Annotated in this window: 12 protein-coding genes and 2 pseudogenes; 12 read left to right on the forward strand and 2 right to left on the reverse strand. The window is 49.8% G+C overall.

Annotated features, from left to right (window positions below; genetic code table 11):
- Positions 1-667 precede the first annotated feature (667 nt).
- The 6 genes and pseudogenes from NYE24_RS30300 (at position 668) to NYE24_RS30325 (ending at position 9,494) form a co-directional block, all read left to right on the forward strand.
- A pseudogene (locus NYE24_RS30300) lies at positions 668-1,852 on the forward strand (acetyl-CoA C-acetyltransferase).
- Positions 1,853-1,886: 34 nt separating this feature from the next.
- Positions 1,887-2,627 carry an acetoacetate decarboxylase gene (locus tag NYE24_RS30305; RefSeq protein ID WP_036692830.1) on the forward strand — a complete coding sequence of 247 codons (741 nt, stop codon included), beginning with the start codon at positions 1,887-1,889 and terminating at the stop codon, positions 2,625-2,627.
- A gap of 40 nt (positions 2,628-2,667) precedes the next feature.
- Positions 2,668-3,336 carry a CoA transferase subunit A gene (locus NYE24_RS30310; RefSeq protein WP_342477370.1) on the forward strand — a complete coding sequence of 223 codons (669 nt, stop codon included), beginning with the start codon at positions 2,668-2,670 and terminating at the stop codon, positions 3,334-3,336.
- Positions 3,329-3,991: a 3-oxoacid CoA-transferase subunit B gene (locus NYE24_RS30315; RefSeq protein ID WP_036692836.1), complete on the forward strand. Its 663-nt coding sequence runs from the start codon at positions 3,329-3,331 to the stop codon at positions 3,989-3,991. Before NYE24_RS30310 ends, NYE24_RS30315 begins: the two co-directional genes overlap by 8 nt.
- A 98-nt stretch (positions 3,992-4,089) precedes the next feature.
- Positions 4,090-8,418, forward strand: coding sequence for an S-layer homology domain-containing protein (locus NYE24_RS30320; protein ID WP_342477371.1), 4,329 nt, complete (start codon positions 4,090-4,092; stop codon positions 8,416-8,418).
- 170 nt (positions 8,419-8,588) lie between these two features.
- Positions 8,589-9,494: an Rpn family recombination-promoting nuclease/putative transposase gene (locus NYE24_RS30325; RefSeq protein WP_342479326.1), complete on the forward strand. Its 906-nt coding sequence runs from the start codon at positions 8,589-8,591 to the stop codon at positions 9,492-9,494.
- Positions 9,495-9,574: 80 nt separating this feature from the next.
- On the opposite strand, the pseudogene NYE24_RS30330 reads toward NYE24_RS30325, so the two are convergent.
- Positions 9,575-9,799 (reverse strand): annotated as a pseudogene (locus NYE24_RS30330) (short-chain dehydrogenase); the annotation flags it as partial.
- A 210-nt stretch (positions 9,800-10,009) separates the two neighbouring features.
- Between NYE24_RS30330 and NYE24_RS30335 the strand changes: the two are divergent.
- Positions 10,010-10,615, forward strand: a complete 606-nt coding sequence (locus tag NYE24_RS30335) for a DUF1349 domain-containing protein (RefSeq protein ID WP_036692846.1) — start codon at positions 10,010-10,012, stop codon at positions 10,613-10,615.
- A 5-nt stretch (positions 10,616-10,620) separates the two neighbouring features.
- Here NYE24_RS30335 and NYE24_RS30340 read toward each other — a convergent pair whose 3' ends face one another.
- Positions 10,621-11,166 (reverse strand): hypothetical protein, encoded by a 546-nt coding sequence (locus NYE24_RS30340; RefSeq protein WP_036692848.1) that lies wholly within the window; start codon positions 11,164-11,166, stop codon positions 10,621-10,623.
- Between the two features lie 123 nt (positions 11,167-11,289).
- Here NYE24_RS30340 and NYE24_RS30345 point away from each other — a divergent pair, with 123 nt between their 5' ends.
- The 5 genes from NYE24_RS30345 to NYE24_RS30365 all read left to right on the forward strand — a co-directional run bounded on the left by NYE24_RS30345 (position 11,290) and on the right by NYE24_RS30365 (position 15,517).
- Positions 11,290-11,889 carry a TetR family transcriptional regulator C-terminal domain-containing protein gene (locus NYE24_RS30345; protein WP_036692942.1) on the forward strand — a complete coding sequence of 200 codons (600 nt, stop codon included), beginning with the start codon at positions 11,290-11,292 and terminating at the stop codon, positions 11,887-11,889.
- A gap of 107 nt (positions 11,890-11,996) precedes the next feature.
- A complete protein-coding gene (locus NYE24_RS30350) occupies positions 11,997-12,935 on the forward strand; it encodes an aldo/keto reductase family protein (protein WP_342477372.1) in 939 nt (312 codons plus the stop codon).
- A gap of 18 nt (positions 12,936-12,953) precedes the next feature.
- Positions 12,954-13,976, forward strand: a complete 1,023-nt coding sequence (locus NYE24_RS30355) for an SDR family oxidoreductase (protein ID WP_342477373.1) — start codon at positions 12,954-12,956, stop codon at positions 13,974-13,976.
- 188 nt (positions 13,977-14,164) lie between these two features.
- Positions 14,165-14,905, forward strand: a complete 741-nt coding sequence (locus tag NYE24_RS30360) for a MerR family transcriptional regulator (protein WP_036692855.1) — start codon at positions 14,165-14,167, stop codon at positions 14,903-14,905.
- 3 nt (positions 14,906-14,908) lie between these two features.
- Positions 14,909-15,517 (forward strand): type II CAAX endopeptidase family protein, encoded by a 609-nt coding sequence (locus NYE24_RS30365; RefSeq protein ID WP_036692857.1) that lies wholly within the window; start codon positions 14,909-14,911, stop codon positions 15,515-15,517.
- The last annotated feature ends 3 nt before the right edge of the window (positions 15,518-15,520 follow it).

Raw genomic sequence — 15,520 nt, forward strand, 5'->3', positions numbered from 1 at the left:
GCCTCCATGACCAGTGAAACTGGCGGAGGCGTTTTGCCGTAAATCCAATACCATAAGAAGGGAATGTGAGATTTTGCTGTCTAGATTGAACTCATTGCAGAGAAGATAAAACAAGAACGTATGTACCTTTTGTTATGTCGAATTCCACTAAAATGGAATGAACTCACAAGAGACAAGCAGGATATAACAGGAGGCGACTAAAATACCCTTACCGCATGATGAGGCTTTTAAGAAGCTGCTGGAGACGTTCTTTCAGGAATTTATTGAGTTGTTTTTTCCTGAGCTGGATCTGCTGCTGGAGATCCGCTACAAAGGATGTGAACTCTTTTGGTATGTTTTCATGCGTTTTTCTGAAATAACCATTAATAACCAGAATATCAAAGGAAATGATAGTATGACTTCGTTGGGGGAGTGTACAAGGGCCTAGAGGTATCCATATGTAAAATTATGTATAATTTTGAGCGTTGAGGAAACCTGCGTTTAGACTTACACTAAATATGTAAATAAATACCAAATAATCAGATGGAGGAAGGCGATCAAGGCGGCTGAGCCGATCAAGCTAATCAAACTGATTAAGCCGATCTAAGCCGTAATGCATACTCTCTCATACATCGTGACAAATATCCGCATGTAAGTCCCATACCATCAGAAAGGAATGTGAAATTTTGTGAACAGAGTTGCATTGGTTAGTCCCTTACGGACTGCAGTTGGTTCATTTAACAACGGACTTTAGACACTAAGTGCTACAGAATTAGGAGCAAATGTGATGACGGCCTGCCTTCAGCAAAGCCATGTAGAACCTGCGTTAGTGGAGCAGATATATCTGGGCAATGTCCTTCAGGCGGGAGAGGGCCAGAATCCTGCCAGACAGGCGGCGCTGCAAGCCGGTTTCCCGATTGAAGTCCCTGCAACAACTATTAACACCGTTTGCGGTTCTGGGCTTCATGCCGTCGCTTTAGCTTACAACTCTATTCGGGCTGAACAAGGGAGTATCCTCATGGCCGGAGGGATGGAGAGTATGTCGAATGCCCCTTATGTCCTGAGAAATGCAAGAAACGGCTATAAACTTGGGAACAGCGAGCTGGTAGATACCGTGGTGTCTGACGGCCTGACCTGTCCGATCAATAAATATCATATGGGTATTACTGCCGAGAACATTGCTGAGAAATATCATATTTCACGATTGGAGCAAGATGAATTTGCTTATGACAGCCAGATCAAGGCCGCCGAAGCTAAACGGAACCAGGTTTTTGCCGAGCAGATTGTGCCCGTGATGACCACCACTAGAAAGGAAAGCGTATGGTTCTCGGAGGACGAGCATGTAAGAGGAGAGGTCAGCATAGAAAAGCTTGCTCATCTAAAGCCAGCTTTTAAGGAAAACGGGTCGGTTACTGCTGGGAATGCCTCGGGGATCAATGATGGAGCGGCTGCTGTGCTGGTCATGTCGGAAGACAAATGCAAGGAGCATGAGGTAGAGCCTTTAGCTTATATTAGGGGGTATTCACTGGTGGGCGTAGACCCTGCGTATATGGGGATGGGTCCGGTAAGGGCCATTAAGTCGCTGCTTAAGAACCAGAACATTCCTCTTGAGGCCATCGATTTGTTCGAGATTAATGAAGCCTTTGCGGCACAGGCCATCGCGGTATTGCATGAGCTTGAGATTAACCCGGAGAAGGTGAATGTTAACGGCGGCGCGATAGCGATTGGACATCCTGTCGGGGCCAGCGGAGCCAGGGTACTCGTTACGCTGGTCCATGAAATGGTCCGAAGCTCTAAACATTACGGTATAGCCAGCTTGTGCATCGGAACGGGGATGGGCATTGCCATGCTGGTTGAGAACGCACGTTATTAACACAATTCTGACAGAAAGGGAGTTTAAGATCATTATGAATGCAAAAGAGGTGCTATCGCTGCAATCCATGCCTGCGGCTAGTCCTGGTTACGGGCGTCCGCCCTACCGCTTCATTGACCGTGAATTTATGGTCATCACTTATGAATCCGACCCTGCGGCGATCAGACAGGCGGTCCCGGAACCCTTGCAGCCGGATGGCAGTAACACCGTGTCTTATGAATGGATCAAGATGCCTGATTCGTCGGGCCTGGGAAGCTATGAGGAGAGCGGGATCGTGATTCCGTGTACCTTTCAGGGGGAGCCCTGCAATTTTGTAGCCCAGATGTATCTGGATAATGCGCCTGCCATTCTGGGAGGACGGGAAATCTGGGGGTTCCCCAAAAAGTGGGCCTCTCCCCGCCTGACCGTTGCAGGCACAGAGACGCTGACCGGCACGCTGCACTATAACGATGTCCTGGTGGCCGTGGGAACGATGCCTTATAAGCATAACCTGCTGGATACAGAGGACACTGCTAGAGCTATCGCCAAAACCCAAGTGAATCTGAAGCTGATTCCCGATGTGGATGGGACCCCTAAGATTGCGCAGCTGGTTGCCTACACTCTTGAAGATGTTCACGTAAAGGGCGCTTGGACCGGGCCGGCCCGCTTAAGCCTGATTCCTCATGTGAGTGCCCCTGTGGCCGATTTACCGGTGAAGACGTATCACGGGGGAAAGCATTTTATTGCCGATCTAACGCTGCCTTATGGGAAAGTCATTCATGATTATCTCCAATAACCAGCTTGTCTCCAAATAATGAACAAGGAGCCTGAAATCTATGATAAACAAATTAATCTCCGCCGAAGACGCCGTGAAGAGGGTGAAGGATGGAGATACCGTGATGGTTGGCGGTTTTCTGGCTGGAGGCCACCCCGAAGAGCTGGTGCGTGCGCTTGTCGAGACGCAGTCAGCCGGTCAGCTCTCGCTAATTTCCAATGATACCGGCACCCCGGAATTATCGATCTATAAGCTGGTTAAAAGCGGCCGGGTCAAGCGCATCTATGCCTCCTACATCGGCTCCAATCCAGAGACCGGAAGACTGCTAATGACTAAGGAAGCCGAGGTGAATCTTTTTCCGCAGGGCACGTTAGCTGAGAAAATCCGGGCCGGAGGAGCGGGGCTGGGCGGTGTGTTAACTCCTGTAGGAGTAGGAACGATTGTCGAGGAAGGCAAAAGAAAGCTTGATATCGACGGGAGGGAGTATCTGCTAGAGCTGCCTCTCCATGCAAATGTGGCACTGATCCGGGCCCATAAGGCGGACGAGGCGGGGAATCTTGTGATTGACGGCTCTTCCCGGAACTTCAATTTCGTGATGGCGATGGCGGCGGATTATGTAGTAGCTGAGGTAGATACTTATGTTAAGCTCGGGGAGATTGATCCCAATCATGTCAACGTCCCTGGAATTTTGATTGATGCTATTGTAAAGGTGGGGAATACGCATGAATAACCGGGAATTTATTGTGAGAAGAATCGCCCAGGAGTTCAAAGACGGTGATGTAGTGAATCTGGGGATCGGGATGCCGACCCTGGCAGTAGACTATATTCCTGATCATGTCCAGATTATGCTACAGGCGGAGAACGGAATTCTCGGAGTAGGCCCCAAGGCGGCGAAGTCTGAGGAAAACATCGACTGTATCGATTCTGGCGGCAGCTTCGTGACCACGATGGCCGGCGCCTGCTATTTTGACAGCGCGGTCTCCTTCTCAATCATCCGTGGAGGGCATGTGGATATTACCGTGCTGGGTGCGCTTGAAGTCGATGAGCAGGGCAATCTGGCAAGCTGGATGATTCCGGGGAAAAAGGTGCCGGGCATGGGCGGCGCTATGGATCTGGTAGTTGGGGCCAAGCGGGTCATTATCGCTATGGATCATGTAAGCAAGGACGGGCAGCCGAAAATAGTCAAAGCCTGCAAGCTGCCCCTGACAGCGGTGCATGTCGTAAATACGATTGTTACTGAAATGGCGGTCATTGAGGTGATCCCGGACCAAGGGCTGATGCTGATGGAAATCGCACCGGGTCTGACTGTAGAAGAGGTTCAGCAGGCAACGGGGGCCGAGCTATGGATCTCCCCGGCCCTGAAGGCGATTGCTGTTGCTGTCTAATACAATAAAATTTAATATGCTTACATTGTGATGATTCTACGAACATATTACGCCGTTATGCTGACTACTAGAACAGACAACAAGGAGCGTGAAAGTTCGTGAGTAATTATCCATTTGTAAAGAAAGTATGGAGCGGAATCTTGGCTATGACGGTTCTGCTTCCCACCCTTACCCCAGCTCTATCTCCGTTACCGACTGCCTTTGGGGAGGCAGCGGAGACCAGCGGGGTCGTGAAGGTTGAGGATTTTGAACAGGTGAGCTTAGCGGACTTAACCTTTGACAGTGCCCGCATTCATAGCGGCAGTCTGGCGCTGGAGTCGAACCCGAAATACGTACATAGCGGAGCGAAGTCCTTGCGGATTGATTATGATTTCATTGGCATAACCGATAACCCCTCTCAGGTTGCCGTTGGGCCAGCAACTCAGCTAGCGCTGACTAACCGAACCCCTAAAAGAATCGGGATGTGGGTATATGCCAATCAGGAAGGTCATGGTCTTACCTCCAAGTTCTACGTTTCTTCCACCGGCAAATCCAAAACGTATGAAATCAGGAGTGAAGAGACCGGGATAGACTGGAGCGGGTGGAAGTATGTTGAGGCGGATATAGGTTCAGACCTGACCATGCCGGGTACCCTGGCCTTCTACTTCCAGATGAAAGAACGACAAATGAGCAAAAAGAATAAAGGCTCCATTTGGATTGATGACGTCAGGCTGATCTATGATGAGCCCATTAATGAAGATATGGATGTGCCTGTGTTAACTCCGGCGGCACCGGCTCCTAATCAAACCTTGAGCGCTCCTGTCTCTGACCTTATTCTATCAGCGAAGGATGCCAAGTCGGGCATTGATCCGGATTCCATCCGGTTAACGGTGGATGGTCAGGCTGTGGCATCGTCAACGTATGCCTATGATCTGAATCTTCAGCAGATTACCTATCACCCGGAGCTTCCGCTGGCCGGAGGTTATCATCAGGTGCTCGCAGAAGTGAAGGATAGGGCCGGCAATCCAGCAGCGGCCGAATATGCTTTTCAGATTGAGCATGGGGCCAGATTTATCTTGGAAGCCCCGGAGGAGGCTGTTAGTAATGAGACCTACCGGCTGAAGCTGAAGGCGACGGACGTAGGCGAAGCCAAGAGCTTTCATGCCAGAATCAAGTTCGATCCAGAGACATTGCAGGCAAATGTGATTACTGCACGCTCCGGCCTCAGCCATGTGCAGACGACCCTCGATAATACAGGCGGCTATGTTGAAGTCAGTGCCGAGGGACTGCAAGGGGATCAGGCGGATGCGCTGGCAAGTATTGATTTTGAAGTGAACCGGTCTGCGAAAATGGAGCGCGGAGAGACAGCTAAGCAGATGACCATGGTGGAGGGCAGTTTCGGGTATGGAAGCGGAATGCCAGTTCCTTCCTTAGCCTCCCCTCATCCTTATAAGATCGGGTTTCCTTACAAGATCAGCATCAAGGGATCAGCCCTGAACACGCAGAATATCATCACGGTTACCTCTCGCGCAGGAGCGCCGGTGGAAGGAGCCGGGATTGATTTTACCGATACCAGCGGTCCTCAGACTTATGTGCATGTAACCGCCGATGGGTCCAAAGTATATGCCAAAGCCGATTCAGCGTCCGCAGTGCTCCTTAATGTTGAGAAAAACGCGCGGATGTTCGCCACAGCAGGCAGTGCCTCCGGATTCATCAAGGTGTATTTGCCGGATGGCAGCAAGGCGGGTTACATCTCATCCACAGATGTGGAGCAGAGTGATCTTAGCACAGGAATAGGCTTGACCAATGCCTTGGGAGAGATCCATACGTCCCTGACGAACCTTGCCATTGGCACCTGGAGCGTGCAGGCTGTCAAGGATGGCGGGACAAGCGAGAGTATCAGTATGAATGTTGTAGCTCCATTTGGCGGGGAAGATCCGCAATATGTGCAGACCTTTGTTACCGAAGATATGAAGACGATGCTGAGTGTAGGGTGGCAGAGCGCGCCAACCGTTCAAGAAGCTTACATCCAGTATATGAAAGATAGTGATTGGGTGGATAGTGACCTGGCGAATGCTCCGGCAAAAGCAGCCATGCAGCGTGCGCTCTCCGAGGTGGAGGTCATTCCTGAGGTTGCAGGCGGACCTATGGGCGAAATCAAGTTTCATAACGCATTAGTCACGGGTCTTGAGCCGGGTACGGGCTATCATTACAGAGTTGGCTACGATGGCCATTGGAGCGATTGGAACAATTATAAGACGGTGGAGGCTGCGCCGGACAAGCCTGTTTCCTTTGTGTTTGTAACCGATTCGCATACCAAAGGGGACAATGGGCTCGAGACCTATCAGCAATTGATCAAGAATGCGTTCACCAATTATCCGGGTACCCAGTTCATTATGCATGGCGGTGATATGGTCGATGACGGGGCGGTTTTGAATGAATGGAGCCAGTTCTGGCAAGCCTCGTCGATCTATTCCTCCTCTGTTCCTTCCGCGTATGCCATGGGGAATCATGATGTAAAAGGGGGAGGGAAGTACATTTTCGCCAAAGCCTTGGGGCTTCCTGTTAACGGACCTGAGCTCCAGAAGGAGTATGCCTATTCGTTCGATTCAGGAGAGGTGCATTTCATTGTACTGAACTCAGAAGCAGACGAAGTCACGATGGGCAAGCAAGCGGAGTGGCTGCGGGAGGATCTACTAACCAGCAACAAAAAATGGAAAGTTGTCATGTTCCACAAACCTGCCTATCATACCGAAGATGGACGCGGCGATCTGATTGAATACACGCAGACTTATTTTGCCCCTATTCTCGAAGAATTGAAGGTCGATCTGGTGCTGGAAGGCCATGACCATGTATATGCTCGGACCTATCCGATGAGCAAAGGCAAGCCACTGCCAAGCGGAGAGCAAGGAACGGTCTATCTGGACGGCGGAGCGTCTGGCTGGAAGTTCTACGATGGAAGCAAATACGAGTATCTGGATTTCATGTTTGACGAGGATGTTCCGGTCTATTCTGCCATTCAGGTGAGCCATGACAAGATCGTAATCCAAGCCCGCACTACGCAAAGCGCAGAATTAATTGACAACTATACGATTGTGAAAAAAGATGAGCGGACGCTAACCTCCGTGGCCGTAGCCCCGGCCGAATTGAAGCTGAATGTTGGTGATAAGCACGCAACGGTGCTTACAGCTACCTATAGCGATAACTCCACGGCCGATGTCACGAACCAAGCCATATGGACATCTTCTAATGAACAGTCAGCTACAGTAGACGCCCAGGGCATCATTCATGCCGTTGAAGTGGGCGAGGCGACCATCCAGGCGAATTACGGCAACCTGCCGCCGGTGAAGTTATCGGTAACTGTTCAGACAGAAGGTACGCTGCCTAAGCTGCTGAAGCTGGCCGCCGATCCTGGTACACACACCTTGCAGGTGAACAAACAAGCGGCTTCCGTGATTACAGCGGTATATGACAATGGAGTAAGTACAGTGGTTACAGATCAGGTCCATTGGACGACCTCAGATCCTGGGGTCGCCTCGGTATCGGACAAGGGGATCATTACGGCTGTTGCAGCGGGGGATGGAGTAACGATTACAGCTTCCTTCGGCGGCTTAACCGTTGCGATTCCCATCGTGGTTGAGGGAGGAAAGGCACCGGTGGTAACGCCAACGCCGACAGCAACACCAACACCAACGCCACAAACGGGAGTAACACCGGCAGCAACGCCAACACCAAAGCCGGCGGTAACAACGCCAGCATCAACATCGTCACCAACATCAACGATGACACCGGCACCGACACCAGCTATAACTGCCGGTCCTATGAAGCCAACCGTCACGAGGCCTGTGCTGAAAGACGGATTGGACTTAGATAAACTTAGATCTTTAGTTGCAAAAGGCCAGACAGCGGCTATTGTTTCATTCAAGGATGTGCCTTCCACGCTGTGGAGTGCCTCGTTCATTGAACGCGCAGCCCGCATGGGGATAATAACGGGTTATGCAGATGGTTCGTTCCATCCTGAAGCCAAAGTAACACGCGCTGAGTTTGCTGCAATGCTCACAAAAGCTTTTGGCTTAACCGGCTCACAGGGGAACGGATTCTCCGATACGCAGGGGCATTGGGCTTCGAAGGCACTTGCGGCGCTTCAAGAGCATGGAGTCATTCAGGGCTACGCCGATGGTTCCTTCCACCCTAAGCAGGAGATCACCCGTGCGGAAGCTGTGACTATGCTGGCGCGTCTTACGAGCTATGTTCCCGGCACGGCGGCACTATTCTCTGACCTCCCGGGAAGCTGGGCGGCAGAGCCAATTAATGCCTTCGCTAATGCGGGAATTGTCTCTGGGAAAGGCAACGGCGCCTTTAAACCGAAGGAATCTGCTTCCCGTGCTGAAGCTGTAGTGATGATCATCCGGCTCATGGATAAGCTCGTTGAAGCGGATAAGGAGTAGGTTAGATAGATAAAGCTAATGCTTCTGATCAGACAAGGGCAGCCATTTAATCGGGCTGCTCTTTTTTTAACGGACGAAATAAGAACGCATGTGCGTTTTATTATACCGAATTCCATTTAATTGGAATATACTCACAACAAACAAGCTGTACATAACAGGAGGCGACTAAAATACCCTTACCGCATGATGAGGCTTTTAAGAAGCTGCTGGAGACGTTCTTTCAGGAATTTATTGAGTTGTTTTTTCCTGAGCTTGATGCAATGCTGGACTATAGTGAAACCCGGTTTCTGATGCAGGAATTGCTGGTTGATATTGTTGGCGAGGAAGCGCGGGAGCTGGATCTGCTGCTGGAAATCCGCTACAAAGGACTGGACGGTTATATTCTAATTCATCTAGAGCCGCAGTCGTATCGGGATAACCGGTTTCATGAACGGATGTTTATCTATTTCAGCCGTCTGTTTGAGCGCTACCGTAAAGAGCATAAGCTGATTATTCCGATTGCCATCTTCACTTCAGATGAGATCAGGGAAGAGCAGGATACCTTGGAGATGGTTATTCCTGAACATCATATCCTGCGCTTTCAGTTTCTCAAGGTGGAATTGCGTAAGCAGAACTGGAGAAGATTTATTGATTCAGACAATGCAGTGGCTGCTGCGTTACTAGCCAAGATGGGGTATACTACAAGAGAAGCGAGAGATGTGCGCCGGGAGTTTCTGCGCATGTTCATGAAGCTGAAGACACGACTCGATCAGGGGCGGCTGGCGCTTGTGATGTCAGTGGCAGATTTATATTTCAAGCCGGACCGGGCCCAGGATGAAGAGATCATAAAAGAATTAATGATACAATACCCGGAGGAGGGTGAAGCGATTATGGAACTCATGCCAGCCTGGAAGCGTTGGGGATATGAAGAGGGTATAGCTGAAGGAATAGAAAAAGGGATAGAACAAGGAATAGAGCAAGGAATAGAACAAGGCCAGGCGGAGATTATCCGTAAATTACTGCTTCACGGATTTACCCCGGAAGAGGTATCCAAAGCGTTGGAGTTACCGGTGGAAAAGATTAAGAAGCTGATGTAAGCAGGCTTTCCCTAAATAACGTATACGCACACAGAGAGACCGTCTACCCTAAGACGGTCTCTTTGGTGCGATTCTTTTTTTTATTCGATAAAGCTCTTCGTCGCCTCATACATTTGGGCTGCATATTCGTCAATCTGGTCCCGTGACATGCGCAGACGGTCCACAGAAGTGCCGTATCCGATCTCTTGGAGTCCCTCAGCGAGTCCCTGGAAAATCCCGTCCGTGAACGCAGCTAACGGCTCGCCGTGTACATGCAGCCCTGTTCCGCCGAGATCTGTATTTACGGCCGGCGGTGCCACCTCAAGCTTCGCCAATGGAATAATAGTTCATCTGGAGACCTCCAAGTGATTATTTAGGTGTCGACAGTTATAGGATACGACTTAAACCATGGTTTAAGTTAACCTCATTTTCTGGAGTCTGTTAAAATATGGTTTCCGGCAGGTTTGCCATTTTGCTATAGTATAAGAATGCGTTTACAATAAATTGGAAAGATCCAAAAATAGGAGGACTACCAAATGACCAAGACTAATTTCGCAGCATACCAGTGGATGAATGAAGGGACGATCCGGTTTGAGGAAGATACAGTGATTATGAGTGCGCCTGCAAAAAGCGATTTTTTCTGCAATAACGGGGCAGTTGCGGAAGAAGGGCTGACGCCTGAGAATCTGACCAATGCGCCGTTCTTCTATACTGAAGTATCCGGGGATTTCGTGCTGCGGGTGAAGGTGAGTCATGACTTCCGGGACACGTACGATTCTTCTTCCATTATGATGATGCAGGATCTGTCGGTCTGGGCAAAGGCCTGCTTTGAGCTGACAGATTTCGATACCCATGCGGTGGTCAGCGTAGTTACGAACCAGACCTCGGATGACGCGAATGGCTGCAATATTGAGGGCAATGAGGTATGGCTGCAGGCCGCAAGGTCCGGGAATGCTTTTGCTTTTCATTATTCGACGGATGGCGTACAGTTTGATATGATGCGTTTCTTTACCCTTCCGGTGGGAGATACGGTCAAGGTCGGATTGTTAGCGCAAGCCCCTACCGGCGATGGAGGGGATAGAATATACAAGGATTTCTCACTGGAACAGCGGACGGTGAAAAATATAAGAGCCGGCGTCTAGCCGGCTTAGTTTGAACGCTTGGCCTGTCGGGGCCAGATGAAATAAGTAACAGTGATGATCAGGTCAATACCGACCACCACGGACCATACGGTCAGGATACTTAACAGGGCTTCCGTACGGGCGGCGTCGTCAATCCACATTATGAGACCATAGAGAATACCGGCAGCGAGCACAAAAGAGAGCAAATGCTTCACCCATCCCTGAAAATAATGCTTGGCATGGTCCATGCCGTAACGCTTGGCCGGCTTCGCTCCTTGCTTGGTAACATAGTAGCGAAAGCGTTCGTCGGCCCAGGCGATCATGCTTTTACCGAATACAATGGACACGGAGATATACACAGCTGCAAGCGCATGTGCTGTCGTAGCGGTAGCACCTTGTGCCAAATCCACGCCGGAGATCATCAACAGAAGGATATCGAGGACCGGAGTCATCGCCAGCAAAATCAGCCCCAGTGTTGGCCGCTTGAAGATATAACGCGCTGTAAAGCCTGCAAGAATAACCACCCAGAACAATACCTCACAGGTAACAATTGCCCATGCAACCAGATTCATATCGCACCCCTTGTTATAGTTGATAGTAAGTATAGCTTAGTCGAAGTATATCAGCGGATTTTAAATAATACAACCGTATTATTTAAATTGTGCTTATCAATTCCGGTATGCTACAATATGGTCATGCCAAAAATTGTAGATCATTCCGAACGAAAATCGAATATTGCCGAAGCCACCTGGCGGGTCATTATCCGGCAGGGAATCAAAGGGGCTACAGTGCGTAATATTGCTGCCGAGGCGGGTGTATCCTTGGGTGCGCTGCGCCATTATTTCTCTACCCAGCAGGAATTGCTGGAGTTTGCTATGAATCTGGTGAAGGAGCGCGTAACCGCGAGAATTGTGTACATTATGCAGTCGGAGCTTCCTCCACGGGAGCAGATCTTGCAGGTGCTGCTCGAGCTGCTTCCTACGGACGACAGCAGCATGGCTGAGATGGAGGTATGGTTCGCATTTACCTTCCATCTCAAGACTGGCGGGGAGAGAGCTACTGAGCTTAATGATGCGATCTATCCGCTGATTGTCCAAATTATTGACTATCTGGATCATCATGCGCTCTTCAAGCCGGGGCTGGACAAGGGCGATGAAGCCGAGCGGCTATATGCCCTGATTGATGGCCTGGCTCTTCATGCCATGCTTGAGCCTGACCGGATGAATAAACAACGTGTGATCCGCGTGCTGAATGTTCATCTGGAATCTATCTGCAGAAGTGGAGCGGAACGGTAGAGCCGTCCGCTCCGCTTTCTATTTCTACCAAATTGTTCTAGAATGAATAGGTGCATATAGCAACCGGTTGGCGGGACCCGCCGGATTCAGAGAGGAGCAAGGGATTAATGAAATACCGCAGATTAGGTGGGACCGGACTTAAGGTCAGTGAGATCAGCCTGGGAAGCTGGTTGACCTACGGAGGTTATGTTGAGCAGGACAATGCCGTTAAGGCCATTGAAACCGCTTACTCCCTGGGCATTAATTTTTTTGATACCGCGAATGTCTATGAGAAGGGGGCGGCGGAAAAGGTGCTGGGAGCCACCCTAAGCAGCTATCCGCGCGAATCCTATGTCCTGGCGACCAAGGTATTCGGGGTAATGGGTGACGGGCCCAATGACCGGGGCCTGTCCCGTAAGCATATTACCGAGCAATGCCATGCCAGCCTGAAGCGGCTGGGCGCTGAATATGTGGATCTGCTCTACTGTCACCGGTATGATCCGGAGACCCCGATCGAAGAGACGCTGCGGGCACTGGATGATCTGGTCCGTCAGGGCAAGGTGATGTATGTGGGAGTCAGTGAATGGACAGCGGCGCAGATGACCGAAGCTCTTGCGGTTGCCGACCGGTATCTGCTGGATCATATCGTGGTCAATCAGCCGGTCTATAATATGTTTGAACGTTATATCGAGAAGGAGATTATCCCGCTTGGGCTGCGCAAGGGAATCGGACAAGTCGTATTCTCCCCGCTCGCTCAAGGTCTGCTGACCGGCAAATACAGCTCGGTCTCCGATATTCCGGCAGACAGCCGGGCTGCCCGGCTCGACTGGATGCGTAAAGGAATTACGGAGGAGAAGATTACGAAGGTTCAGGAGCTGGGCAAGGTTGCCGCTGAACTGGATATCTCTGTAGGCAACCTGGCACTGGCCTGGATTCTGCGCCAGTCTAATGTATCCAGTGCCTTGGTGGGCGCGAGCCGCCCTGAGCAGGTGGAGGAGAATGTAAAGGCTTCCGGCATTGAGCTGAATGAGGATATACTGACACGAATTGATGAAATTATCGGTTAAGAGAGAGGGAGGATACAGATGAAGGTTCTATTTATCGGAGGAACGGGGCTTATTAGTCAGGCGGTTTCCCGGCTGGCAGTAGAACGGGGAATAGAACTGTATCTGTTCAACCGTGGAGAACGCAGCAGCTTCGTGCCGCAGGGTGCACAGGTGATACACGGTGATATCCGTGACAAGGAGCAGGCATCCGAAGCGCTGAAGGGGTATGACTTCGATGTTGTAGTCGACTGGATTGCCTTCACGCCAGAGCATGTGCAGACAGATATTGACCTGTTCACTGGCAAGACGCGGCAGTATATCTATATTAGCTCGGCTTCCGCTTACCAGAAGCCCCAGCGTAATTATCTGATTACCGAAGAGACTCCGCTGGTGAATCCCTACTGGCAGTATTCCCGGGACAAGATTGCTTCCGAGGAACTGCTTATGGAAGCGTACCAGAGCAGCTGCTTCCCGGTGACGATTGTCCGTCCCTCGCATACTTACGGAGATACAGCCATTCCGGCGGCGCTGACCAGCTGGAGCCATCCATGGTCCTTGGTGGAACGCATCCGCAAGGGACAGCCGCTCGTTATTCATGGCGATGGCACCTCTCTATGGACATTGACCCATAATACGGATTTTGCCAAAGGCTTCGTTGGTTTGCTGGGACTCCAGGAAGCGATTGGAGAAGCGGTTCATATTACCTCGGATGAGGTGCTGAACTGGAATCAGATCTATGCCGCCATCGGGGAGGCAGCCGGCCGTGAGCCGAAGGTTGTACACATGTCTACGGACTTCATTGCTGCGAATACTCCAGCGGGAACGGCGGACGGACTGATCGGGGATCAGGCAGTCAGCAGTGTATTCGACAACAGCAAGATCAAACGTCTGGTGCCTGACTTCCAGGCCACCTTGCCGTTCGCGGAAGGCGTGAAGCGGTCGGTTGCCTGGTTCGAAGCCCAGCCGGAACGCTGCACCTCAGACCATGACTGGTCCAAGATGCTGGACGGATTGATCGCCAGGCACGGCGTCGATGCGAAGCTGCTTAGCTATTATGTATAAGTAGATTTTATAGATACAAGTCCTATAGATTACGCCGAGCAGGTGCTGTCCGTTAACGGATAGCGCCTGTTTTGCTTGCGAAGCCTTCCACCCTGAATATTAGGGATTGAGTAGGACGTTACGTCACAGTTTATAATAAAAAAACACGGTACTTATAAATCTAAAACGGTAATACATGGGGGGATTATATGGAGCTCACGGTGGGCAAATTCGCCAGCGCTGTTAATACGACGATAAGGACACTAAGACATTATGAGAAAATCGGGCTTCTTGTTCCCGGAAAGAAAAACGATGCCAATCAGAAAATTTATGCTAGAGATGATCTCAAGAAATTCTATAACATACAGTTGCTTAAGAGTATGGGCTGGCCGCTAACCGAAATCAAACAAATGCTTGAAGAGACCGTGTATTCTTTTGGAGAAATGGTGGAAATGCAGGAGGCTGTGCTTCTTGATAAGCGAAAAATAATAAACGAATCCTTGGACATGATAGCCCGAATTAAGAAGGTAATGAATGAAACGGGCGATTTGAGCAATGAAGATCTGATGTTGCTCATGAATGCGATCCGGTTAGAAGAAGATCAAAGAACGATTTTACAACAATACTTCCCTGCAACCACGGTAGATAAAATCATGCCCAAAAATAAACAGCAACAGATAGCATTCGATCGGTTAAACCGGAGGTTATTGTCTCTTTTTCAGACATCCATTGATAGCGGACTGCGTCCTGATAGTCAAGAAGTACAGCGGGAGTTACAGGAAGTATTAGCCCTTGTTCCGGTATCTATGAACGAGCTTTTTCATTCAGATCGGGGCTCCAACAAACCATCGGACATTTTAAGAGCTTTGTTGCCTGATGATATGGCTGAATTTTTTGCTGAAGCGGTTCATGTCTTTTATAACAACCAGTTTGAAGGAAGGGGGGAATAGAAATTGAGTGAATTAAGTACTCGGCAACATAATAAATGGCTGATCCAGATTGGGTTAGGTTTAGTGCCATTTCTGGTTTTAGGCGCAGCACTCATTGCAATTTTCCGGTGGGGTGAAATCATTCCCTATATCCAGTCCTTGTTTGTTCCCAGTGGGATGTCTTTTCTTGAAGTTACGTTGCTGGGTCTGTTCGTGGGTACGATTGTAGTGCTTATCTCAGTCGGTCTTATCATAACAACTAAAACGGTGCTTCCTCAGTCGGAAGGTACGGAGATTATACGTAATATCATGAGAACTCCAAGCGGCATTGCCGTCAGCTCACTGGGCGGAGGAATTGTAGAAGAATTTTTCTTCAGGGGCGTATTAATTGGACTGTTTACAGGTTATGGCTCTTTCCTTGATGGAGTTGTGATTGTCATAAGTACTTTTTTATTTTGGGTTATTCATATCCCACAGTATAAAGGGGTACATTTGGCTTACGCATTAGTATTCATTAATGGCCTGATATTTGCTTTATTGTTCTATTTTACGGATTCGTTGATTTCATCGATTATTGCCCATGCCATTTATAATCTGGGTATAGGAATCTACTTTATGAAGCTTACGAAATAATCC

This window comes from Paenibacillus sp. FSL H7-0350 (genome assembly GCF_038593195.1).
Classification (GTDB): domain Bacteria; phylum Bacillota; class Bacilli; order Paenibacillales; family Paenibacillaceae; genus Paenibacillus_AQ.

Coding starts and splice junctions, on each gene's coding strand:
- NYE24_RS30305 (WP_036692830.1), top strand. CDS start 1,887: ATGAATGCAAAAGAGGTGCTATCGCTGCAATCCATGCCTGCGGCTAGT.
- NYE24_RS30310 (WP_342477370.1), top strand. CDS start 2,668: ATGATAAACAAATTAATCTCCGCCGAAGACGCCGTGAAGAGGGTGAAG.
- NYE24_RS30315 (WP_036692836.1), top strand. CDS start 3,329: ATGAATAACCGGGAATTTATTGTGAGAAGAATCGCCCAGGAGTTCAAA.
- NYE24_RS30335 (WP_036692846.1), top strand. CDS start 10,010: ATGACCAAGACTAATTTCGCAGCATACCAGTGGATGAATGAAGGGACG.
- NYE24_RS30340 (WP_036692848.1), bottom strand. CDS start 11,166: ATGAATCTGGTTGCATGGGCAATTGTTACCTGTGAGGTATTGTTCTGG.
- NYE24_RS30345 (WP_036692942.1), top strand. CDS start 11,290: ATGCCAAAAATTGTAGATCATTCCGAACGAAAATCGAATATTGCCGAA.
- NYE24_RS30350 (WP_342477372.1), top strand. CDS start 11,997: ATGAAATACCGCAGATTAGGTGGGACCGGACTTAAGGTCAGTGAGATC.
- NYE24_RS30355 (WP_342477373.1), top strand. CDS start 12,954: ATGAAGGTTCTATTTATCGGAGGAACGGGGCTTATTAGTCAGGCGGTT.
- NYE24_RS30360 (WP_036692855.1), top strand. CDS start 14,165: ATGGAGCTCACGGTGGGCAAATTCGCCAGCGCTGTTAATACGACGATA.